Here is a 22,524-nt window from a genome sequence, read left to right on the forward strand (position 1 = left end):
AGGGGAATTTTTCTATTAAAAATGAGAAGACCTTTCGGGTCCTCTCCTAGTCTGTTTATTTTTTAAGAGCTTCTTTGTATCGAGCAACTTCCGCTTGGTTAGCCCAAACATAGTGACCTGGACGAATTTCTACCATAGATGGCTGATCTGTCTCATAGTCATGTTGGTCAGGATCGTAAACTTTCAAGACCTTCTTGCGTTCCAAGATTGGGTCTGGAATCGGTACAGCAGATAGAAGTGCTTGAGTGTATGGGTGGACAGGATTGTTAAACAACTCCTCTGTCTCCGCCACTTCAACGATAACTCCCTTATAGATAACCGCGATACGATCTGAGATAAAGCGAACAACTGACAAGTCATGCGCGATAAAGAGATAAGTCAAGCCCAACTCTTTTTGGAACTTCTTGAGCAAGTTCAAAACTTGCGCACGCACTGATACGTCCAAGGCTGAAATTGGCTCATCTGCAATAACAAAATCAGGTTCCATCACAAGGGCACGGGCAATCCCGATACGCTGACGTTGACCACCAGAAAACTCGTGTGGATAACGGGTCAAGTGTTCTTTCAAAAGTCCAACTTCATGGATCATCTTTTGAACTTTTTCTTTTCGATCTTCTTCATCTTTAAACAAGTGGTAGTTGTAAAGACCTTCAGAGATGATATAGTCAACCGTCGCACGTTCATTCAAGCTGGCTGCAGGGTCCTGGAAAATCATCTGGATACGACGAATCAAATCTGATGATTCCTTCTGAGATTTTTTCCCATTGATCTTATGACCATCAAAAATGATCTCACCTTTACTGGTATTATTTAAACCGATAATGGCACGACCAATCGTTGTTTTCCCACTACCAGACTCACCTACAAGAGAGAAAGTTTCTCCCTTGTTGATAAAGAAGTTGGCGTTTTTAACTGCGACAAACTTCTTACTTCCTTCACCGAAGGAAATTTCTAAATCTTTAATTTCTACTAATTTTTCAGACATTTCCTTCCTCCTAGTCTTCTAGATGAGCAAAGCCCATTTTATCACGAATTTTGTCATGCAAATCTGCGATGACCTCAGGTTTTTCAACTTTAGGAGCATTCTCATGAAGCAACCAAGTCTTAGCCCAGTGAGTATCAGTGACTGAAAACTGAGGTGCTTTTTGTTCAAAGTCAATTTGCATAGCATAATCTGAACGAAGGGCAAAAGCATCACCTTTCAACTCAGTATAAAGAGACGGTGGTGTTCCTGGGATAGAGTACAATTCTCCTTTATCGTCAGCAAGCTGAGGCAAGCTAGACAAGAGACTCCAAGTATATGGATGACGTGGGTCGTAGAAGACTTCCTCAACAGTTCCGTATTCTACAATTTCCCCAGCATACATAACCGCTACCTTATCCGCAATACTTGCTACCACACCAAGGTCATGGGTGATAAAGATAATGGTAAAGTGGTACTCATTTTGTAAAGTTTTAAGCAAATCAATGATTTGCGCTTGAATGGTTACATCAAGGGCCGTTGTTGGCTCGTCACAGATTAAGATATCTGGACGACATGCAAGGGCAATCGCGATAACGATACGTTGACGCATCCCTCCAGAATATTGGAAAGGATACTCGTCAAAACGTTTTTCAGCATCTGGAATTCCGACCTTGTTCATATAGTCGATTGCCATCTCTTTGGCTTCCTTGGCTGTTTTTCCTTGGTGTTTAACGATAACTTCAGTGATTTGGCTACCGATTGTATTGATTGGGTCCAAACTTGTCATAGGGTCTTGGAAGATGGTCGCAATTTTAGCACCACGAATCTTCTCCCATTCCTTGTTAGAAGTCAAGGCTGTCAAGTCTTGTCCACGATAGTCGATACTTCCTTGGGCAATACGTCCATTATCTTCTAACATCCCTGTAAAGGTCTTTGTTAAAACTGATTTACCAGAACCTGACTCACCTACCAAGGCAAGAACTTCCCCTTCAATCAGGTCTAGAGAAACTCCTCGGATAGCTGTCAGAACTTTGTCACGAACGTCAAATTCCACGACAATATCGCGAGCAGTCAAAATTACATTATTTTCTTTTGTCATGTCTACTCCTATCTATGTGTACGTGGATCACTAGCATCCGCTAGGTTTTGACCAACAACGAAGAGAGATAGGGACACTAAGATCAAGGTTGTCAACGGAATCCAAAACAAGTAGGCGTTGGTCGTAACGTTTTGTGAGTAATCTGAGATCAAACGTCCCAGACTTGGCACTGTTACAGGCAATCCCAATCCAAAGAAGGAAAGGAAGGCTTCATAAGAGATGAAGCTTGGCAACATCAAGGTCATCGTAGAAACAATAACGGATACCAACTGCGGCATAATGTTTTTAACGATGATTTTAAAGGTTGGTGTCCCAAGTGTTTGAGAAGCAAGGTTGTATTCCAAATCACGGTAACGCATGATTTGGATACGAATCATATAAGCAATCCCAATCCAAGTTGTCACACTCATGGCAAAAATCAAATTCCAGAAACCAGCACCGATTGAGTAAGTCAAGACAATGACAATCAAGAGAGACGGAATATTTGAAATAATGTTATAAACTTCCATCATGACACGATCAACAGATTTTGAAATTCCCCAAATTCCACCAACAATCACCCCAATTACAAGGTTGATAAAAGTGGCAATGACAGAGATGAGGATAGAGTTACGCGCACCAAACCAAACCCCGTCAAACAAGGATTTACCATTGCTATCTGTACCAAACCAATGTTCAGCATTTGGTTTGATAAAACGAGCAGAAAAGTCATTGACCTTACTTACATCGTTGAAGTCAAAATTTGAGAACATTGGATAAATAAAGCTCATCAAGATAATGGCAACCAAAATCCCCAACATAACGACTGTTGATTTTTTCTTTAGAAATTGTCTAAATACAGAACCCCAATATGAATAGGCAGGGGCGTCAATTGTTTCAGAGGCAAAATCGTCACGTTTTACGAACTGAAATTTTTCTTTTCCGATTGTTGACATTATTTGCCTCCTTTCTCTGTCAATTTAATACGTGGATCAAGCATGGTCATCCAGATATCTCCTACAAAGAGTGAGAAGATAGAAATACATGTGAAGATGAATACGAGACCAACTACCATTGAGTTGTTTGATGCCTTAACAGAGTCGATCAACATTTTACCCATACCTGGGAAGGCGAAGACTGTTTCTGTCAATGTTGCACCACCAATAACTCCGATTACGGCACCAGGAATACCTGACACCAAAGGAACCATGGCATTTTTAAAGATGTGTTTGTTTGAAATTTCTTTCTCAGACAAACCTTTGGCACGAGCAAAACGTACAAAGTCCTGTGATTGCAAGTCAATCATGTAACGACGAATCCAGATAGCCGTACTTGGTGCTCCCAACAAACCTAGAATGACTGCCGGCAAGACATAAGAACGCCAGTCCCCAGCTCCCAAGATAGGGAATGAATCTGGAAGACCAATGGATGATCCAATCAAACGCACGATGTAAACCAAGGCAATCGTTGGAAGGGCAAGCAAGAAGGTCAGAGCACCTGTCGAGAAGCTGTCAATCCAAGTATTCTTGTGGCGAGCCATAGCAGATCCAAGAGGAATAGCGATAGCATACGAAATAATCAAACCAATCAAACCAGCAACAGCTGAACTTGCAATCATAGATGGGTATTGGTAATTGCTTTCTGTAGCCGTGTAAGGATCGTCCTTACCAAAGTTTGCCACCTCACGTGCGTCTGCTTGACTTGGTGATTTGTAGGTACGAGAGTAGATATCTACAGATGAAGTCTTTTTACCCGTTGGGAATTGAACTTCTCCTGTCTTAGTTTGTCCCTGACCTTGTGTGATAACTTGAAGCACTGGTGTGTTTGCATAAGTTGGGTAAGAATCACCCAAGTTAATGTTCACAAAGTTTTGGTGGACAAATGGGAATTGGTTGTTGAAATACAAAAGATATTTATGTTTTGTACCTGAACCAACTAATGACCAACCGATAGCAGGGTCATTTTCAAAACGAAGATAGCGTTGCAAGTTTGGATTTTCAGGGTCTTGAATCTTGTTTGTATGATCAATATCAATTAAGTTGGCATAGAATTTGAAAACACGTTCAAAAATCGGAATTTCACGCGTAGCATAGAATTGACCACTTTCTGAGAATACACCCAGCGTCCAACCATTTCCTAGTTGGTTGATGTATTTTTCGTAGATTTCCTTATTAGTCTCATTGGCATCTACTGTTACAGATGAGTCCATTGTGCTCGCTTTTTCTTGCAACTCCTTGGTATCGTAGTACTCGATATAGCCCATCCGCTCATAAACGGTGTTTTCATAATTGTCCCGCTTATCAGGCGTCGTTGCAATTTTGTTATAGTTGGTATCCTGCTTGAAAATCAATTTCCGAGGAACCATCGTATAGATAATCGTGTAGGTCAAGGTTGTCACTAAGAAGATAGACAACAATGAACGCAATACACGCATAAAAATATATTTCTTCATATCGTTTCCTTTTAAAATCCCAAAAGAACCTTCTCCTCATGGAGAGAAAGTTCTCTTGAGAGTTATTTATTTAACGTGATTAGCCAATTCTTTTTGAACTTTTTCGTTTGATTCTTTTTTCTCTTTGAGCCATTTCTCACGAGCTTGTTCATAGTCAGCTTTGGTTACAACCTTGTCTTGTAACTGAATATACTTGAAGTATACATCTGAGCCTTTATCTCCAGATTGGCTATAAGATGCTGAGAATGGTACTACACGAGAAATGAATGGCGCTGCACCACTACCTGACATAGCAGGAAGGAAGAGAGAGCTGTCTGTCAACCAAGCTTGAGCTGCCGCGTATTTTTCATAACGAACATTCAAGTCGCTAGTTTCTTTTCCTGCTTCATCAACTAACTTATCGTATTCTTTCAAACCAACTTGGGCAGCTGCAGCATTATCTGCGCCTTCGTAACCCATGTATGTTTTTGTTTGTTCAGCATTAGTGGTTTTCAAGATATCAAGGTAAGTTGATGGATCCTGGTAGTCTGGGTTCCATCCAACTGCCCCTGAGAGATCCCAATCTTCTGCTGCGGCATTAGGCGCATAATAGGTGATATTGTGCAACTCGTCTTTCGAAATTTGTTGAATATCAACGACTACGTTTTCTGTCCCTAGTACCTTCTCTACTGTTTGTTTGAAGGATTGGATACGAGCAACAAAGCCCTTATCTGTTTGATCTACTGGAATATCCAAGTGGATCGGGAATTTCACACCTTCTGCTTCCAAAGCAGTTTTAGCTTTGGCAAATTCGGCTTTAGCTTTATCGGCATTGAAAAGGCCATCCTGACCATCAGCAAAGTTTACGTTCTTCCACTCATCACCGTAAGCAGCCATCTTTTCAGTTACCAAGTCACCGAAAGTTTTTTCGCCTGCAGAAACAAAGTCAGGTTTCACAAAGAGGTTACGAACGGCAAGGGGAGCTCCTTCTTTACCATTAATTTGTGCTGAATAGGAAGTACGGTCAAAGGCAAAGTTCAAAGCCTGACGGAAGTCTTTGTTAAGAAGGGCTTTCTTAGTCGAAGTCTTCTCTTCATCCGTTGTTTTAGAAGTATATTTGTAACCTTGACGGTCAATATTGACACCTAGACCAAAAATACCAGGTCCTGATGGAGTGTAGAAGATATTTTCCTTGTAGGTCTCTTCTACTTTAGAGTAGTTTGAACTTGTAGGGAAGAGACGGGCATAGCTATAAGCTCCGCTTGTAAAGTTACGTTCAAGAGACTCTTGGTCTGACCCATCATAGAAAGCAAGGGTTACTTTATCAAGATGAACATTGTCTTTGTCCCAGTAGTTTTCATTCTTAGCGAATTCGATAGAAGACTTAGCAGTCAAGCCTTTGAGCAAGAATGGACCATTGTAAAGCAAGGATGTAGGGTCAGTTGCTTTAGCAAAGTCAGCTCCTTTTGATTTTTCAAATTCTTCGTTCAATGGCCAGAAGATTGAGTAAGGCATCTTAGAGTTCCAGTATGGCTCTGGTTGATTCAAGGTATACTCAAGAGTATAATCATCAACTGCTTTCACACCAACTGAAGAAAAGTCTTTTGTATTACCTGCCAAATAATCAGACAAACCTTTAACAGAATTTTCTGCTAGGTAAATTGCTTGTGACTTGTTATCAGCTGCGTGTTTCAAGCCATTTACAAAGTCCTTGGCAGTTACTTCAGCATATTCTTCGCCATCTGATGTCATCCATTTGACACCTTTACGAATCTTGTAGGTATAAGTCAAACCGTCTTTTGAGACTGACCAGTCTTCTGCAACTGCAGGAGTCAAATTCCCATATTTATCATTTGTAAAAAGGCCATCAATACCATTTGAAGTGGCAATTTTGGTACTTTGTTTTCCTGAGATCAAGTAATCCAATGTTTCTGGGTCAGCTGAATAAACATAACCATAATTTTTTGGCGCTGTTGAATCAGATGATTTTGAAGAACCGCAAGCAGCTAAAACGCCAGTTGCTAATAGAGCAATTCCTGCCGCAACAAATACTCTACTTTTTTTCATATTGTTAACTCCTCTTAAAAAAAATTAGGCTTGTCATCAATTATATCATATATTATCGAAAAAGTAAACGAATTTTCAGAATATTTAGGCGTATACTCTCAAAAAACTTTCATTTGTCAAATTTCTATACTCTTTGTTTACTATCTAGGTGATTAGAATGGCAAATTCACAGCCCGTAAAGACTGATTTCCTGACTTTCTCTCTCGGTTTTAAAGCCTGTCATAAAAAGGGAAAGTTTCCTAAATTGGATTTTCGTTTAAGAAACTATTGACGTAGAATCATTTTCAAGGTATAATAATAAACGTTGAGGCGGTATAGCCAAGTGGTAAGGCACGGCTCTGCAAAAGCTTGATCGTCGGTTCAAATCCGTCTACCGCCTTATAGTAAACCAAAAGACTCCACGTGAGTCTTTTTTCTTATAAACGGGAGCTTGGGCACCTGACGGTGTCTCAAGCTCCTTTATTCTGTTTCTTCTTCATTTTCTATTTCAGTGATTTGAACTTTTACCTTGGTAACACGTCCGTTTTTCACCTTGTCGTTGGTGAGTTTGATTTGTTTGTTTTGGCTAATCAACTCAAAACTGATTTTTTCAGTTGTAGGAATGGTTCCTACCCCAGTTAGATAGTAGCCTGCGATGGTATCAACGTCATCGCTTTCCAATTCAACATTAAAATAGGCATTGAAGTCATTGAGAGTCATCGTTCCTTGAACGATGTAAGTATCCTCGCCGATTTGATAAACATCTATTGCCGCTTTATCTGTTTCGTCATCGATTTCCCCAACGATTTCCTCTAGGAGGTCTTCCAGGGTCACCAGACCAGCCATACCACCGTATTCATCTAGCAAAATGGCCATCTGTCTTTGGGTATTTCGCAGTTCTTTTAGCAAGTCATCCACAAAAATGGTTTCAGGGACAAAGAGTGGATCTTGTAAGATCCTCTTCCAGACAATATTGTCAAAACCGTCCTCAAAGGCTGCCTTAAGAAGACTCTTGGTGTGAATAATCCCAATCACATTGTCCTTATCCCCATCATAAACTGGGATACGGGAAAAGTTTTGTTTTAAAATACTTTGGATAATGGTTTGGCTATCATCCTGAATATCCACCATAAAGGCATCTGTCCGAGGAACCATGACTTCTCTCGCCATCAGTTCATCTAGTGAGAAAATCCCTTGTAACATCTCGATTTCGTCTGCATCCAAGGTTTCCTCACTCTTGGTCAACATGTACTCAATTTCATCTCGAGTCATTTTTTCATCTGCATCATCAAAGGTCATTGGTGTTAAACGACTCAAGAGATTGGTTGAAGCAGAGAGCAACCAGACAAAGGGACTGACAATCTTCCCAAGACCAATAATTATCGGAACAGAGCGAATGGCTAAGGCATCTTTGAGATTGAGGGCAATCCGTTTAGGATAGAGTTCACCAAAAACAATAGAGATGTAGGTCAAGAATGCCAAAGAGAGGAAACTTGCAATGGCATAAGCTGTTTCTCCACTCCCCATCCAAGAGGCAATTACTTGTCCAAGTGTATCTGCCAATTTTGCCCCTGACAAGATCGTGATCAAGGTGATACCGACTTGAATTGTTGATAAAAAGTGATTAGGGTTTTCAAGTACCTTTAGCAAACGGATATAGCGTTTATCGCCTTCTTCTGCTTTTTGCTCTACTCGGGCACGATTTAGTGACACCATAGCCATTTCTGCAGCTGAGAAAAAGGCATTTAAAAAGGTCAATACAACTAAAAGTACAAATTGCAGTAACAAATCCTGACTGCTCGGGTCTTCCATGGTCTTTCTCCTAAAATAGTATCTTGTGTTCCATTATATCATAAATCGGCCTAGGAATCACATTATTTTCTAATTTATACAATCGCTCCCTTATCAATGATGGACAAGGGAGCAGTTTTTATTCCTTTTTTCTAGTTTGTCACCGTGACCTGACCTGTTCGGTAATCAAGTTGGATACCCTTTTGAACATTTGGAATCAGGACGTTGAATTCCAATTCGCCATCCGAAGACTTGGCTTCAATTTGTGAAGCAGATGGAACCAAATCCTCATTTGTAGCATAATGGAGAGTTACCCGGTAACGGACTCTCTTATTCTGGTCTAAGGTTTTCCTAACCAAACTCTCATAGTAGTTCTGCCCTGTCGAATCTTCAGCCTGAGCCTGATTGGCCCAAGCTGTCTGAACTGCAATGTTTTTGGGATTGCTAGTAGAAGCATCAAAGCCATCCAATCCACCTATCAAGGCATAACCCAACAAGTGCCCCCTATCTACTGCGTGCGTATAGGTTCCCTTTAGATTTTTAACCTGATGCCATCCCGGCGGAGTCCAAGAGGTTGAGCCATTGCCTGTTTCTTCACGATTTTTATACTGTCGAGTCGCTTTGGATAAGAGAGCATTGGCAACCGTTGGGACTGTCTCTTTCCCGACTGGTTTTGTTTTATTATCCGCGTAGGGTTTGCTAGAAACTTTGGCATCTAGATTGGTTTTATTGCCGTTGACGACAAAGGCACCTGCCCCATTCCATTCTAGACCACCTTTTATTTGATTCTTGATTGACTCGATTAAGACACTCTCTGCCAACTCCTGACTAGGAGCTTCTGAAGCCTGTCTTTTCTGACTAACCTTAGTTTTAGGGGTGTTTGGCGCTGACTGCATCTGCTTGATGTAATAGCTACCAGCAGATAATAGTAAGAATATGAGTATCCCTATCAGAGCCTGTCTTGTTTTCTTGTCCATATCTCTCCTTATATCTCTAGAAAAAAGACTGGTCTCCCAGCCTAATTTCCTGTAAATTTACTAATCAATTCTTGCCATTTCGCTGGAGACAAAATCGCCCATGGATCCTGTCCCTTTCCTAGAATCCCGTAGCCAATCATCAAGCCGATTCCTAAAGCAAGGAATCCCAGCAAGAGTACGATAAAAATCAACAGTAAGCGACGGACTACATAACGTATGTTTTTATTCTTCATCCTTAACCTCAATCCGCTGAATCTTTGCTCCTAGCTGAGCTAACTTCTCATGGAAGCGGTAGTAGCCTCTGTCAAGGTGGACTAATTTACCGACAACTGTCTCCCCTTGCGCTACCAAACCTGTCAGAATCAAGGCCGCACTGGCACGAAGGTCTGTTGATAAAACTTCTGCTCCCTGTAAAGCTTGTCCTCCTACGATACGGGCTGTATCACGGATAATCTCCGAATGCAAGCCCATTCGACGCATTTCCTCCAGATGTTGGAACCGATTCTCAAATACAGTTTCCACCATAGTGGATTCCCCTTTTGCAACAGTCATTAAGGCTGTAAATTGAGCCTGCATATCTGTCGGGAATCCTGGATGTGGCAAGGTTTTTACATGAACAGCCTTGAGATTTTCCAGTTGAGAACGGACACGAATACCTTCCGACTCCTCTGTCACCTCAACTCCCATTTCAAGGAGTTTGGCAATCAAGGGGCGATTGTGTTCCCAGACTGCATCTCGAATGAGGACATCTCCACCTGTCATAGCTGCCACTACCATAAAGGTCCCAGCTTCGATACGGTCCTGTACCACATTATGAGTCGTACCATGGAGTTCCTCGACACCAGTCACTGTGATTGTTTCGGTACCAGCTCCCTTGACCTTGGCCCCCATTTCATTAAGGAGAATAGCAAGGTCAACAATTTCGGGTTCACGCGCAGCATTTTCTATCACTGTCACACCATCAGCTAGAGTTGCTGCCATCATCAGGTTTTGTGTTGCGCCGACACTAGGAAAGTCCATGTAGATATGAGCGCCATGCAGGCATTCCGCCTTGGCTTCAATGTAACCAGCTGTCTGGCTGATCTTAGCCCCCATAGCTTCCAAACCCTTGAGGTGGAGATCAATCGGACGACTCCCAATAGTGCAACCTCCTGGCATGGATACCTTGGCATGGCCTACACGAGCAAGGATTGGTCCCAAGACAACGATGGATGCCCGCATCTTGCTGACATACTTATACGGAGCTTCCTCAGTGATATCACCAGTCGCATCGACCTCGACAACATGAGCTTCCTCATCAAAGTCCACCTTGGCATTCAGACCTCGAACCACTTGATTCATGGTGAAAACATCTGACAAGATTGGAACATTCTGCAAGACTGTCTTACCCTTGCTTGCTAGAATAGTCGCTGCCAACAAAGGTAAGACGGCATTCTTTGCTCCCTCGATGGTCACACTCCCGACCAGACGATTATCTCCGCCTTGAACCACAATTTTTTCCATAGTTTTTCCTTTACTTTTGATTTTATAACAGTCCTATAAACGCTTCTTGCCACAGTTGGTACAAACTGATAAAGAATGAACTCAAGATGTAGCCCATTACAATACTAAAGAAGCCTACCAACAAACGAACTTTTTTTGTGTTAGTAGCGGTCACTTTTAAAACCTTTTCCCATCTCACAAGATCCTTCAAAAGGTAAAAACTCAAATAAATAAAGAGTATATGACTACTTAAAGTGAATAATAATTGAACCATTTGACTATTATACCATCTTATCCGCTTGTGCGCTAGTTTTCGATTTTTCTACGAATTAGGGGTTGTTTTTAAGATAATCAATCGCATCCTGCAAGGTTTTTACAGGCACGATTTTCATCTCTGTTTTGATAGTTTTAGCAGCTTCTAAGGCTGTTTCATAGTTGCTTTTCGCATTGGGATCTGCTTTTTTCGCTTCCTCGGTGACTGGATTGTCAGGAGCAAAAAAGATGTTGGCTCCCTGACGAGAGGCTGCAACTACTTTTTTGTCAATTCCACCGATGTCGCCAACATTTCCATCGCGATCAATGGTACCTGTACCTGCTACGATACGACCATTACGAAGACCTGGATCCGCAATTTGGGTGTAGATAGCTAGACTAAACATGAGACCGGCACTTGGCCCGCCGATACCAGCTGTTGAAAAGCGAATCGGAACATCACTGGTCACTTCCGTACGGTCAATCAGACCAATCCCAATCCCGTTTTTTCCGTTTTCGAGAGTGATAATTTTACCTTCAGCAGTCTTGACTCTTCCGTCTTCTTCGTAGGTTACCTTGACTGGATCCCCTAGTTTTTGAGAATTGACATAGTCAACCAAGTCTTTGGAACTGTCAAACGTCTTATCATTAACAGCCGTAACGGTATCCGCAATGTTCAGAATGCCTTTGAAGGTTGAATTGTCCGTCACGGTCAAGACATAAACTCCCAAGTACTTGAGTTCGATATCCTTGCCTGCCGTCTTCAAGCCTTGATACTTGGCCATATTTTGGGATGTCTGCATGTAGAACTGATTGATCCGCATAAACTCTGCATCAGTAGAGCCACCCGTAGTCTCCTGAGCGCTTCTAATATCCGTGAAAGGTGTTAACCAAGCATAGACAAGATGCGACAGGGTTGCATGTCGAATCCCAACTGTCACAAACTGGTAAGCTCCTGCTTCTGTGTCTTCTGTTTCATTGACTTTTAAAACTTGACGAATATCTTCCGCTCCACCTGGAACTTCTATGTAGTATGGTAAAGGTACTACAAAGGCTAAAAAAGTCAATACTAGTGCTAGGATGACATATAAGGGCCATCTAGTTTTTTTCTTCATGTTCTAATTCCTCCACAACACTGTTTGGGACATATTGCTGAATCTCCTGACCAAACTTCAGAAGTTCTCTCACGGCCGAAGAGCTGATATAGAGATGCTCTGGGCGACTATGTAGGTAGACAGTCTCAATCTCTGGAGCCAGTTGATGATTGTAGTAATCAAAACTAGCCTCGTATTGTAAGTCTGTAGCATTCCGCAAGCCACGAACAAGGGTTTTAGCCCCCAGTCTTCTTGCAACATTGACGACTAGATGGTCATGAGAAGCCAACACCTCTACATTATCTAAATGCGCCACAGCTTTTTCGACTGCCCGTTTGCGATTTTCAACAGGGAGAAAGCCTTGTTTGTGGGGGTTGTAGAACACCCCGACATAGAGCTTTTCAAAGAGTTTGCTAGCACGTTCAATGATATCCAGATGTCCATTTGTCATCGGATCAAATGAACCTGTGAATAAACCAATCTTATCTGACATAGACTGTCACCTTACTAATTCCATAAATTTTTTCCTTCCAGATACCGAGACAGGCAATTTCTTCTGGGAGTTCTACAGACTTATCGGTTTCGCAGACGACCATGACTTCTTCAGAGAAGAGATTTCTCTCTGCCATTTTTTCGATATCTGCAACGATTTGTTCCTTGGCATAAGGAGGATCTAAAAAGACCAGATCAAAGAGACCTGTTACTTGCTCCAAAGCACGCTCAGCTTCCATCTTTAAGAGCTGAAATTTAGAAACTTCCTTGGTCATCTGGATATTTTCAGCGATGACAGCTTGAGCCTTTCGATCCCGTTCTACTAAAACAGCATGGGACATGCCTCTTGACACAGCTTCAATAGACAGACCGCCACTGCCTGCATAAAGATCCAAGACACGACCACCCTCAAAATAGGGACCTATCATGTTAAAGATAGCTCCTCTCACCTTATCCGATGTCGGCCTCGTCGTCTTGCCTTCTAGCGTCTTGAGGGGTCGCCCCCCGTAGATTCCTGATACGATTTTCATACCGTTTATTATACCAAATTATAGGCAAAAAGAGAAAGAAAACCGAACCTTACGGTTCGATTCCCTACAAGATATTTTCGTAAGTATCGCGGACTTCTTGTGGCCAAACACTAGTCTGAACCTCTCCAATGTGCTTCTTACGAAGAAGGAACATGGCCATCCGGGACTGTCCGATACCCCCACCAATTGTCAATGGAAAAAGACCGTTAAGCAAGGCTTTATGCCATTCCAGCTCAAGTCTATCTTCATCTCCTGTAAGGGCAACTTGGCGACGAAGGGTATCTTCATCTACCCGAATCCCCATTGATGACAACTCAAAGGCGCAATCAAGAGGTTCATTCCAAACCAAGATGTCCCCATTCAGTCCCTTGTATCCATTCTCAGACTCTGTTGTCCAGTCATCGTAGTCAGGCGCACGGCCATCATGAGGTTTCCCATCAGGTAATTCTCCACCAATACCAATTAAGAAGACTGCACCGAACTCTTTACAGATTGCATTTTCACGCTCTTTTGGTGTCAAGTCTGGGTAACGTTCTACTAGCTCTTCTGTATGGATAAAGGTGATTTGTTTTGGCAAGATCGATTCGATATCATAGCGAGCTTCTACTGCTAGCTCTGTCAGACGAATAGCCTTGTAAATCTTTTCAACTGTTTCTTTAAGATAAGCGATATTGCGTTGTCCATTTGGAATCACTTTTTCCCAGTCCCACTGGTCTACATAAACAGAGTGGGTCGCATCTAGCGAATCTTCATCTGGGCGAAGGGCCTTCATATGGACAAACAAACCTTCACCTTCACCGAAACCAAAACGAGCCAAGGTATGGCGTTTCCATTTAGCAAGTGAATGAACGACCTCGTAGGTTTCATCTGGAATTTGCAAGACCTTCACAGTTACTGCATTTTCAACACCTGAAAGGTTATCCTGCATCCCATCGCCGACCCTACTCAAGATAGGACCTTGAACTTCGACAACTTCTAACTTATCTTTCAAATACTGGGTAAAAGTGTTTTTGACAAAGGAAATTTCTTCTTGTTGCTGGATAAAACTTTTCTTCATAAGCTACTCCTCAAAAAATTAATTAAAAGCATTATACACCTATTTCCAAGAAAAGAAAAGAGTAAATAAGAAAAAGTCAGTGCTCTTTGGAACACTGACTCTATAGACTTTTAATCGTTTCGACCAAAGATTCGTAAGATGCTAAGGAAGAGGTTGATAAAGTCTAGATAGATGCTGAGAGCCATTGAAATGACCCAACCTGTTGCTACTTGCCCTCTAGACTGCTCATAAACATAGCGAATCTTTTGGTTGTCCCAAGCAATCAAACCTGAGAAAACCAAGACCATGGCAATACTAATCATGTAGTCAAAGAAGCTATTGGCTAGAAATAGATTGACGATCATAGCAATAATTAACCCGACAAGCGCAGCCATCAGAGCTCGACCCATTCCACTCAAATCTTTCTTGGTGAAAATTCCGATTGCCGCCATGACAAAGAAGAGTAGGGCACTGGATACAAAGGCTGATAAGACGGTCCCAGGTGTATAGAAGGCTACGACAAAGCTAAGGGTGAAGCCATTCAGTAGCGAGTATACTAGAAATACTGGCAGAGCTGCTGGGCTATTTTTAGCAGCCATGCTACTTGCAACAAAGACTAGAGCAAGTTCTGCAAAAGTTGCAATCATCAACCAGAGACGGCCATGCATTAAAAAGTAGATCAATTGAGCCTGAAAGACTGTCAACATTAAAGCTGGCACCAGAGCTGACAGACCAATCCCAAGTCCCACAAAGGCATAAACCTTAGCGTAAAATTGATTGAGACCTGAACGTTCTTGAATAATTGTTTGATTCATTCTGATTCTCCTTTTTCTATAAATATGTCTTGATTATAACAAAGTTTTTATAAATTAGCTGAAATAAAACATCAAAATGCCTGCGGCAATGGCAACATTGAGACTCTCTGCTCGACCCTTCATGCCAATATGAACCAGCTGATCAGCACTCTCAGCCATGACAGAACTAATCCCCTGCCCTTCATTTCCCATGACTAAAACAAAGTCTTCTAGGGGAGAAAGCTCACGATAGTCCTTGGATTCTTTGGATAAGGTCGTTGCTAGAATGGGCATAGCAGTCTTCTTAGCCTCTTCTACAAAGGAAGCAAGAGACATCCGATAGATGGGCAAGTGAAAATGACTGCCTTGCATGGAACGCAGGGTCTTGAGACTGTATATATCTGCTGACTTATCTGAGACAATAACCCCTGTAAAACCTGCAGCGTCCGCAGTCCGAATCATGGTACCCACATTACCAGGATCTTGAACATCTTCTAAAAATAGAAACTTACCCTGACTAAAATCAGGCTGTCCCACTTCTTCTTTTTGAATCACTGCAACAATGCCTTGAGGGGTTTGCGTATCTGCCAAATCCAGCAAAATCTCCTCTGAAACCCAGATAGTTTGAGGAAAAGCAGCTAGCTGATCTCGGTAACTTTCTAGGGCAAAGACCTTTTCAATCGTCACTCCAGCTTGAACAGCTTCTTCAAACAAGTGCCAACCTTCAATCAAATAGGCAGATTTTCGATATTTTTTTTGATGCAATTTCTTGGCATTTTTCACCACAGAATTGGCTTTTGAGGTTATAATAGTCATAGAAACATTATAACACAATTAAAGGGGGTTAGTATGCAAAAGGTTAGAATGATTGCCCAAGGTAGGGTGCAGGGTGTTGGTTTTCGCTGGGGCGTTTATACTCTAGCGCTTGAAATCGGTGGCATCACTGGTCGTGTCTGGAATAACGACGATGGTACAGTGGAAATTCTCGCTCAAGCAGAGTCTTCTGCCACTATGGCAAAATTTATCCAAGAAATCCGTAAAGGTCCAACGCCTTTTTCAAAAGTCACCTATCTGGATGTGCAGATGAGCAACTTTTCATCCTATTCAGACTTCAAAGTCGCAAATTAGGTCTCCAGAACTATTGTATATTTTACAAAAAAACAGTAGAATAGAAAGGTATAATTTTTAAAGAAGGAATGAGAACATTGAAATCTATTAAACGTTTTGCCCTCTCAGCTATGGGAGTGGCTATGCTACTTATCTTGACAGGCTGTGTTTCTGTTGATAAAACGACTGGAGAACCGACTGGATTTATCTGGAACACCATCGGAGCGCCTATGGCAGAGGCCATCAAATACTTTGCTAATGATATGGGACTTGGTTTTGGGATGGGGATTATCATCGTCACCATTATCGTGCGTTTGATTATCTTGCCACTCGGTATCTACCAATCGTGGAAGGCGACGCTTCACTCTGAAAAGATGAACGCCCTCAAACACGTGCTTGAACCACATCAAACACGTCTCAAAGAAGCAACAACTCAAGAAGAAAAACTTGAGGCTCAACAAGCTCTCTTTGCCGCCCAAAAAGAACATGGTATCAGCATGCTAGGAGGCGTCGGATGTTTCCCTATCTTGCTCCAAATGCCTTTCTTCTCTGCTATCTTCTTTGCTGCCCAACACACTGAAGGAGTTGCTGGTTCTAACTTCTTGGGAATTGATCTTGGCTCACCAAGCATGCTCCTCGTAGCCTTTGCAGGTATTCTTTACTACATCCAATCTCTCCTCTCGCTTCATGGAGTAGAAGACGAGATGCAAAGAGAACAACTTAAGAAAATGATCTACATGAGCCCACTCATGATTGTTATCTTCTCACTCTTCTCACCAGCCAGTGTGACACTATACTGGGTTGTCGGTGGTTTCATGATGATTCTCCAACAGTTTATCGTCAACTATGTCGTTCGTCCAAAACTTCGTCAAAAAGTACGTGAAGAATACGAAAAGAACCCTCCGAAAGTCAGTCCTTCTGCAGGTGCAAGAAAAGATGTGACTCCTAAGCAGACTCAAGCGATCACGACCAATAAGAAAAAGAAAAACCGCAACTCTGGCAAACAACGATCTAGATAAGACTCAAAAAGCTTAGCTGAAAGACTAGGCTTTTTATGCATCACAAAAGCCCGATGTCTCCATCAGGCTTCTTTTTTATCCATGAACACGTTTCATGTAGTCTTGATAGCTTTCTGTATCCATCAATTCCTTGGCATTCTTGACACGGTCTGCTGTTGGAGGTTTTACCCCTTCGAGCGAATAAGGAATTCCCAATTCACGCCACTTGAACTCACCCATGGTATGATAAGGTAGGATTTCAAACTTGTCAACATTTTTGAGGGTCTTGACAAACTTACCGAGTTCGATCAAGTCCTCATCTCTGTCCGTCAAACCTGGAACTAGCACGTGGCGAATCCAAACAGGTTTTCCAATATCTGATAGATACTGGGCACAGGCCAAGATATTTTTATTGGTTTGGCTAGTGACAATCTTGTGCTGTTCTTCGTTGATTTCCTTGATATCCAAGAGAACCAAGTCTGTCACCGCCATGAGTTTATTAAACTTTTCGAGATAACGTGGTTTATTACGGAATGGAAGGGCGCAGGTATCCAAGGTACAGTGGATTCCTTTTTCCTTGGCCTTGGTAAAGAGGGCGATCAAGAAATCAATCTGTAAGAGAGCCTCTCCACCACTGACAGTGATTCCTCCCTTGTCTCCCCAGAAACCACGATAGCGAAGGGCTTCTGTCAAGACATCGTCTACTGTCCGTTCACGTGATTTATTGGTCTCCATAGCCCATGTGTCTGGGTTATGGCAGTACTGGCAACGCATGTGACAGCCCTGCAAAAAGACAATAAAACGAATCCCAGGACCATCTACCGCCCCAAAACTCTCTGTCGAATGCACCATTCCTGTCACTTGTCCATAGTCAATTGTTTCTTCAGACATATCGTCACCTTCCTTGAAACCGTTTTATAGTTTTATTATATCACGACTTGAGGGAAAAACAAGATTTTTGTCTATTTTTTAGAAAGCAATCTGTTTTTCACTTTCATTTTCATTTTTTTAATGATCGGGTTCAAAATCAAAACCATACAAGGTTGCGAAATAGTCCTCAGGACGCTCTGCACGGCGGATTTGACGGGCTTTCCCTTCTTCGGTATAGAGGATTTCTGCCGAGCGTAGTTTGGCATTGTACTGATAACCCATGGAGAATCCATGTGCACCTGTATCATGAATTACTAGCAAATCACCGATTTCTGTATGAGGTAGTTCGCGATTAATGGCAAATTTATCATTATTTTCACAGAGTGAACCGACCACGTCTACGACCTCAACTGGCCCATCTGGATGGGTCAGATTGGTAATATGGTGGTAGGCTCCATACATGGCAGGACGCATGAGGTTAACTGCTGAGGCATCCACGCCCAGATAGGTACGGTAGGTTTTCTTTTTATGAGTGACTTTTGTGACGAGAACTCCGTGAGGTGCCAACATAAAACGGCCCAATTCAGTGAAAATCTTGACCTGCCCAAGACCTGCAGATGTGAGGACTTCTTCATAAACCTTACGCACCCCTTCACCAATCACAGCGATGTCATTTGGCTCCTGGTCTGGACGGTAATTGACACCGATTCCACCAGAAAGATTGATAAAGTCCAGCGAAATACCCAACTTTTCCTTGATTTCAACAGCCAATTCAAAGAGCTGACGTGCCAACTCTGGATAGTAGAGATGGGTCACTGTATTGGATGCTAGGAAAGAGTGAATCCCAAATGTCTTGGCTCCTTTTTCCTTTAAGATGGCAAAGGCTTCAAAAAGCTGGTCCTTGGTCATGCCAAACTTGGCCTCTCCAGGATTGTCCATAATGTCTGTCCCCAGTTCAAAAACACCACCAGGATTGTAACGACAAGAGATGATTTCTGGAATGCCTGCTGCACGCTCTAGATGTTCAATATCTTCAAAGGCATCCAAGTTAATGGTCGCACCTAATTCACGCGCATAAGCGTACTCTTGGTCTGGGGTATTGTTAGAAGAGAACATGATCTCAGAACCGGGAAAATCCAGTTTGTGGCTCATCAAGAGCTCTACATAACTAGAACAGTCCACACCACAACCTTCCTCTTTGAGGATTTTCAAGATGGCTGGGGTTGGAGTGGCCTTGACTGCAAAATATTCTTTGAATCCCTTATTCCAAGAAAAGGCCTGGTTGACTGCTCGCGCTTTCTCGCGAATCCCCTTCTCATCATACAGGTGAAAGGGAGTCGGGAACTCTGCAACAATTGTTTCTAAATCTTCTCGGCTGATAAATGGTGTTTTCATAAGCTTCCTTCTATTCTGTTTGCAAAGAAAGGCTGGGACAATCGTTCCAACCTTTAGTTCTATCTCTTATTTGTCTTCGTCAAAGATATTTCCAATCTCAACATCTATGGATTGGTTCTTGACATCAATATTGGTTACCTTCAAGAGTGACTTGTAATCAAACTGCTTTTCACGTTCTTCTTGGGCATTGTCTGCAAAGACTGCGACACCAGCTAGTTCAGAATCGAACTCACGCAAGAGACTAATCATCCCGTTGACAGTTCCGCCACCTTTCAAGAAGTCATCCACAATCAAGACACGACTGCCTGCTTTGAGGCTGCGTTTTGAAAGGAACATTTTCTCAATACGGTCACCGCTTGAACCTGATACATAGTTGACACTGACCGTTGAACCTTCAGTGATTTTTAAGTCGCGGCGCACGATAACAAAAGGAACATTGAGGACATTGGCAACTGCATTTGCAAGCGGAACACCCTTAGTCGCTACTGTCATAACCGCATCGATTTTTTGGTCCATAAAGCTCTTGGCAATGATACGCCCAATATTTTTCAAAATGGCAGGCGTACTGAGCAAATCAGATAGGTAGATGTAGCCACCTGGCAAGATACGGTCGCTTTCTGAAAGTTTGTCACGCAAGTCTGCGATCATTTTTTTGGCTTCATGGCTAGAGATGGATGGTGTAAAGATAACGCCACCACCTGCCCCAGTCACTGTCTGGATATGGCCGATTTCGATTTCCTCAAAGGCACGCTTGATAATCACGATATCCTCTGAGATAGATGATTTAGCTGATTCGTACTTTTCCGCAAAGGTATTGAGACTGGTTAGTTTGTATGGATTATTAATCAAATAGTTGGAAATGACAACCATTCGATCACTTCTTCTTAATTTCATTTTTATTTACCATTCCATTTAATTTTGATATTTTATCCATTATACCACATTCACATAAAAAAACGAACATTATTGCGTAAAAAATGCTCGTTTTTCTTAAATTATTAATCTAAATCCGGTTTATAGAAGGAACGATTGTCCATAGCGAAGATTTTATTGGTCATTTCTCCTTTATCTACCAAAGCCAGAGCTGTTGTCATCATCATCATACTGGCATCTAGATTATCAATCATATGAATAATCTCTGCCTCCATAATGCGCGGACGGACTGGACTTCCATACTCCAGCAAGCCATGGTGACTGAGGATGACATGGCGCAGTAGCACTACTTCTTCCCTAGTATCATCAATACCAAGCTCCATGACTGCTTTGGTGATTTCACTATCAATTAGGGCGATATGACCGATGAGATTGCCTCGCACTGTGTACTCAGTCTGATCGGGACCACTGAGTTCTAAAACCTTGGCCAAGTCGTGCAACATAATCCCCGCATAGAGGAGGCTCTTATTGAGCTGAGGATAGATAACACTAATGGCCTCTGCCAAGCGCACCATGGTTGCTGTATGATAGGCCAAACCCGTTTCAAAGGCATGGTGGTTGGTCTTGGCAGCTGGATAGGAGTAGAATTCCTTATCATACTTGGTGTAGAGACTACGAACGATACGCTGCCAGACAGGATTTTCAATTTTGAAAATCATTTGCGACATGTAGTCACGGATTTCCTTAACATCAACTGGTGACTTGACCTTGAAATCAGCTGGATCATTGGGTTCGCCAGGCTGAGGCAGGCGGAGAGTAATTTGATTGACTTGAGGAGTATTGTTATAAACTTCTCTGCGCCCTTTCATGTGGACCACTTTCCCTGCGGTAAAGGCCTCAATGTTATGAGGCTGGGCATCCCAGAGTTTCCCTTCAATCTCGCCACTATCGTCTTGGAAGGTAAAAGCTAGATAGTTTTTTCCAGCTCGTGTCTGTCTCAGGTCAGCTGATTTGATTAGGTAAAAGCCTTCAAACAGATCATCTTTTTTCATGTGACTAATCTTCATATTCTTCCTCATCTTCTTGGAAATGGAGTAGATCAAGCGCAGGCTCACCTTCTGATAACTCAATGTGACGGAGCGTCCGCTCGATAGCTGTAGTACGACGGTTTAATAATTCATCAATATTGCCAGAGGCATGTTGGAGATGTTTTTGTGCCTTAACCAAAATTCCCCCAAACTTGCCAAACTCCGTCTTGACGCTGGCAAGGGTCTTGCTGATATGGTCGGCACTCTTTTGGATATTGAGGGTTTTGAAGCCAACTGATAGGGAGTTGAGCAGGGCTGATAGGGTACTTGGACCAGCAACAATAATCTGTTCCTCCCGTCTCAAATCATCAAAGAAGACAGGATTGCGGACGATTTCCGAATAAAGTCCTTCTGTCGGAACAAATAAGACTCCAAAATTGGTCGTCCGAGGTGGCGCCAGATACTTGCTCTTGATATCCTTAGCGAAACGCTTAACGCTTGCCAAGAGCGACTTACGACAGCGCTCAATCTCGTCCTTGTCACCTGCTTCATAGGCTTCTTCTAGGCGGTAATAATCTGCCAGTGGAAACTTGGAGTCAATCGGCAGGTAGACGTATTCCTGGTCGCTTTGCCCAGGTAACTTGATGGCATATTCCACTCGTTCACTGGAGTTTTCAACCGTTGCATATTCTCGTTCGTACTGGGCTGGTGTCATGATGTCTTCGATGATTTGCCCCAGTTGCAATTCTCCCAAAATCCCTCTCGTTTTGGTTCCTGAGAGAACCTTATTGAGGGCTCCGACATCGCGGGCAACCGTCTGCATTTCTCCAAGACCACGATTGACAGACTCCAGTTGTTTGGAAACTGTCTCAAAGGAAGCCTGTAAGCGCGTCTGTAAGGTCTTTTCTAGCTTTTCCTCGACTGTTTGGCGCATTTGTTCTAGACGTTGCTCATTTGATTCCTGCAAGGCTTGGAGACGTTGGTCGGTCTTATCTCTAGTTTGGAGAAGGTTCTCATTCATCTCCTGCCTAAGCTGAGTTAAGCCTTGATGCAGCTCGATTCGGACCTCCTGCAAACGGTCACTAACAGCCACTTCCAAGTCTTTTTGGTCTAGTTGGCTGGCTTGTCTGGCTTGTTCAAAGCGATAATCCAACTGGTCTGACAGATGATCTGCTTGATCCTCCAAACTCTTGGCAAGGTATTTTTCTTGCTTATCCTGTCTTTGCCAAATGAGAAAGAGCCCAAGAAGATTAGCAACTAATAAAATAACAAGTAAAATCTCCATC

At 42.5% G+C, this 22,524-nt stretch carries 23 protein-coding genes and 1 tRNA gene; 3 read left to right on the forward strand and 21 right to left on the reverse strand.

Annotated elements, in window-relative coordinates:
• Positions 1 to 55 precede the first annotated feature (55 nt).
• The 5 genes from FGK98_RS08340 to FGK98_RS08360 all read right to left on the reverse strand — a co-directional run bounded on the left by FGK98_RS08340 (position 56) and on the right by FGK98_RS08360 (position 6,540).
• The gene (locus FGK98_RS08340; protein WP_138100794.1) at positions 56 to 985 is read right to left on the reverse strand and encodes an ATP-binding cassette domain-containing protein; all 930 of its coding nucleotides are present in this window, start codon (positions 983 to 985) and stop codon (positions 56 to 58) included.
• Positions 986 to 995: 10 nt separating this feature from the next.
• A complete protein-coding gene (locus FGK98_RS08345; protein WP_138100795.1) occupies positions 996 to 2,063 on the reverse strand; it encodes an ABC transporter ATP-binding protein in 1,068 nt (355 codons plus the stop codon).
• Between the two features lie 8 nt (positions 2,064 to 2,071).
• Positions 2,072 to 2,998, reverse strand: coding sequence for an oligopeptide ABC transporter permease OppC (gene oppC, locus FGK98_RS08350; protein ID WP_138100796.1), 927 nt, complete (start codon positions 2,996 to 2,998; stop codon positions 2,072 to 2,074).
• Positions 2,998 to 4,494 (reverse strand): ABC transporter permease, encoded by a 1,497-nt coding sequence (locus FGK98_RS08355; RefSeq protein ID WP_138100797.1) that lies wholly within the window; start codon positions 4,492 to 4,494, stop codon positions 2,998 to 3,000. Before FGK98_RS08355 ends, oppC begins: the two co-directional genes overlap by 1 nt.
• A 66-nt stretch (positions 4,495 to 4,560) precedes the next feature.
• Positions 4,561 to 6,540, reverse strand: coding sequence for a peptide ABC transporter substrate-binding protein (locus FGK98_RS08360; protein ID WP_138100798.1), 1,980 nt, complete (start codon positions 6,538 to 6,540; stop codon positions 4,561 to 4,563).
• Positions 6,541 to 6,848: 308 nt separating this feature from the next.
• Between FGK98_RS08360 and FGK98_RS08365 the strand changes: the two genes are divergently transcribed.
• Positions 6,849 to 6,919, forward strand: a tRNA-Cys gene (locus FGK98_RS08365).
• A gap of 80 nt (positions 6,920 to 6,999) precedes the next feature.
• On the opposite strand, the gene FGK98_RS08370 is transcribed toward FGK98_RS08365, so the two are convergent.
• From FGK98_RS08370 to FGK98_RS08420, 11 genes are all read right to left on the reverse strand, one after another.
• Positions 7,000 to 8,331 carry a hemolysin family protein gene (locus FGK98_RS08370; RefSeq protein WP_084948439.1) on the reverse strand — a complete coding sequence of 444 codons (1,332 nt, stop codon included), beginning with the start codon at positions 8,329 to 8,331 and terminating at the stop codon, positions 7,000 to 7,002.
• Between the two features lie 131 nt (positions 8,332 to 8,462).
• On the reverse strand, positions 8,463 to 9,287 hold the full coding sequence (locus tag FGK98_RS08375; RefSeq protein ID WP_084948437.1) for a DNA/RNA non-specific endonuclease: 825 nt from the start codon (positions 9,285 to 9,287) through the stop codon (positions 8,463 to 8,465).
• A 41-nt stretch (positions 9,288 to 9,328) separates the two neighbouring features.
• Complete coding sequence (locus FGK98_RS08380) at positions 9,329 to 9,520, reverse strand: DNA-directed RNA polymerase subunit beta (protein WP_084948436.1); 192 nt, start codon at positions 9,518 to 9,520, stop codon at positions 9,329 to 9,331.
• Positions 9,510 to 10,790 carry a UDP-N-acetylglucosamine 1-carboxyvinyltransferase gene (murA, locus tag FGK98_RS08385; protein ID WP_138100799.1) on the reverse strand — a complete coding sequence of 427 codons (1,281 nt, stop codon included), beginning with the start codon at positions 10,788 to 10,790 and terminating at the stop codon, positions 9,510 to 9,512. The genes FGK98_RS08380 and murA overlap by 11 nt, the downstream gene beginning before the upstream one ends.
• 22 nt (positions 10,791 to 10,812) lie before the next feature.
• Positions 10,813 to 11,043 carry a DUF1146 family protein gene (locus tag FGK98_RS08390; RefSeq protein ID WP_125394863.1) on the reverse strand — a complete coding sequence of 77 codons (231 nt, stop codon included), beginning with the start codon at positions 11,041 to 11,043 and terminating at the stop codon, positions 10,813 to 10,815.
• A gap of 55 nt (positions 11,044 to 11,098) precedes the next feature.
• On the reverse strand, positions 11,099 to 12,136 hold the full coding sequence (locus FGK98_RS08395) for a SepM family pheromone-processing serine protease (RefSeq protein WP_138100800.1): 1,038 nt from the start codon (positions 12,134 to 12,136) through the stop codon (positions 11,099 to 11,101).
• Positions 12,120 to 12,608, reverse strand: a complete 489-nt coding sequence (gene coaD, locus FGK98_RS08400) for a pantetheine-phosphate adenylyltransferase (protein ID WP_138100801.1) — start codon at positions 12,606 to 12,608, stop codon at positions 12,120 to 12,122. Before coaD ends, FGK98_RS08395 begins: the two co-directional genes overlap by 17 nt.
• Complete coding sequence (gene rsmD, locus FGK98_RS08405) at positions 12,598 to 13,137, reverse strand: 16S rRNA (guanine(966)-N(2))-methyltransferase RsmD (protein WP_138100802.1); 540 nt, start codon at positions 13,135 to 13,137, stop codon at positions 12,598 to 12,600. The genes coaD and rsmD overlap by 11 nt, the downstream gene beginning before the upstream one ends.
• 64 nt (positions 13,138 to 13,201) lie before the next feature.
• A complete protein-coding gene (asnA, locus tag FGK98_RS08410; RefSeq protein WP_138100803.1) occupies positions 13,202 to 14,194 on the reverse strand; it encodes an aspartate--ammonia ligase in 993 nt (330 codons plus the stop codon).
• A gap of 110 nt (positions 14,195 to 14,304) precedes the next feature.
• On the reverse strand, positions 14,305 to 14,988 hold the full coding sequence (locus tag FGK98_RS08415) for a Bax inhibitor-1/YccA family protein (protein ID WP_138100804.1): 684 nt from the start codon (positions 14,986 to 14,988) through the stop codon (positions 14,305 to 14,307).
• A 54-nt stretch (positions 14,989 to 15,042) separates the two neighbouring features.
• Positions 15,043 to 15,783 (reverse strand): TrmH family RNA methyltransferase, encoded by a 741-nt coding sequence (locus FGK98_RS08420; protein WP_138100805.1) that lies wholly within the window; start codon positions 15,781 to 15,783, stop codon positions 15,043 to 15,045.
• Between the two features lie 33 nt (positions 15,784 to 15,816).
• Between FGK98_RS08420 and FGK98_RS08425 the strand changes: the two genes are divergently transcribed.
• Together FGK98_RS08425 and yidC are read left to right on the forward strand one after the other, a co-directional pair.
• Positions 15,817 to 16,095, forward strand: a complete 279-nt coding sequence (locus tag FGK98_RS08425; RefSeq protein WP_001174621.1) for an acylphosphatase — start codon at positions 15,817 to 15,819, stop codon at positions 16,093 to 16,095.
• Positions 16,096 to 16,172: 77 nt separating this feature from the next.
• Positions 16,173 to 17,093 (forward strand): membrane protein insertase YidC, encoded by a 921-nt coding sequence (gene yidC / locus FGK98_RS08430; protein ID WP_038804799.1) that lies wholly within the window; start codon positions 16,173 to 16,175, stop codon positions 17,091 to 17,093.
• 75 nt (positions 17,094 to 17,168) lie between these two features.
• Here the strand turns inward: yidC and pflA are convergent, their stop codons facing one another.
• The 5 genes from pflA to rmuC form a co-directional block, all read right to left on the reverse strand.
• Positions 17,169 to 17,963: a pyruvate formate-lyase-activating protein gene (gene pflA / locus FGK98_RS08435; protein ID WP_001288281.1), complete on the reverse strand. Its 795-nt coding sequence runs from the start codon at positions 17,961 to 17,963 to the stop codon at positions 17,169 to 17,171.
• A 117-nt stretch (positions 17,964 to 18,080) separates the two neighbouring features.
• A complete protein-coding gene (locus FGK98_RS08440) occupies positions 18,081 to 19,337 on the reverse strand; it encodes a diaminopimelate decarboxylase (RefSeq protein WP_138100806.1) in 1,257 nt (418 codons plus the stop codon).
• A 66-nt stretch (positions 19,338 to 19,403) separates the two neighbouring features.
• Positions 19,404 to 20,231: a pur operon repressor gene (gene purR / locus FGK98_RS08445; RefSeq protein WP_138100807.1), complete on the reverse strand. Its 828-nt coding sequence runs from the start codon at positions 20,229 to 20,231 to the stop codon at positions 19,404 to 19,406.
• A gap of 104 nt (positions 20,232 to 20,335) precedes the next feature.
• The gene (locus FGK98_RS08450; RefSeq protein WP_138100808.1) at positions 20,336 to 21,277 is read right to left on the reverse strand and encodes a 3'-5' exoribonuclease YhaM family protein; all 942 of its coding nucleotides are present in this window, start codon (positions 21,275 to 21,277) and stop codon (positions 20,336 to 20,338) included.
• Complete coding sequence (gene rmuC / locus FGK98_RS08455) at positions 21,267 to 22,523, reverse strand: DNA recombination protein RmuC (protein ID WP_138100809.1); 1,257 nt, start codon at positions 22,521 to 22,523, stop codon at positions 21,267 to 21,269. Before rmuC ends, FGK98_RS08450 begins: the two co-directional genes overlap by 11 nt.
• Between the last annotated feature and the right edge of the window lies 1 nt (position 22,524).

Origin of the sequence: Streptococcus australis (assembly GCF_901543175.1) — a bacterium.
GTDB lineage: Bacteria > Bacillota > Bacilli > Lactobacillales > Streptococcaceae > Streptococcus > Streptococcus australis_A.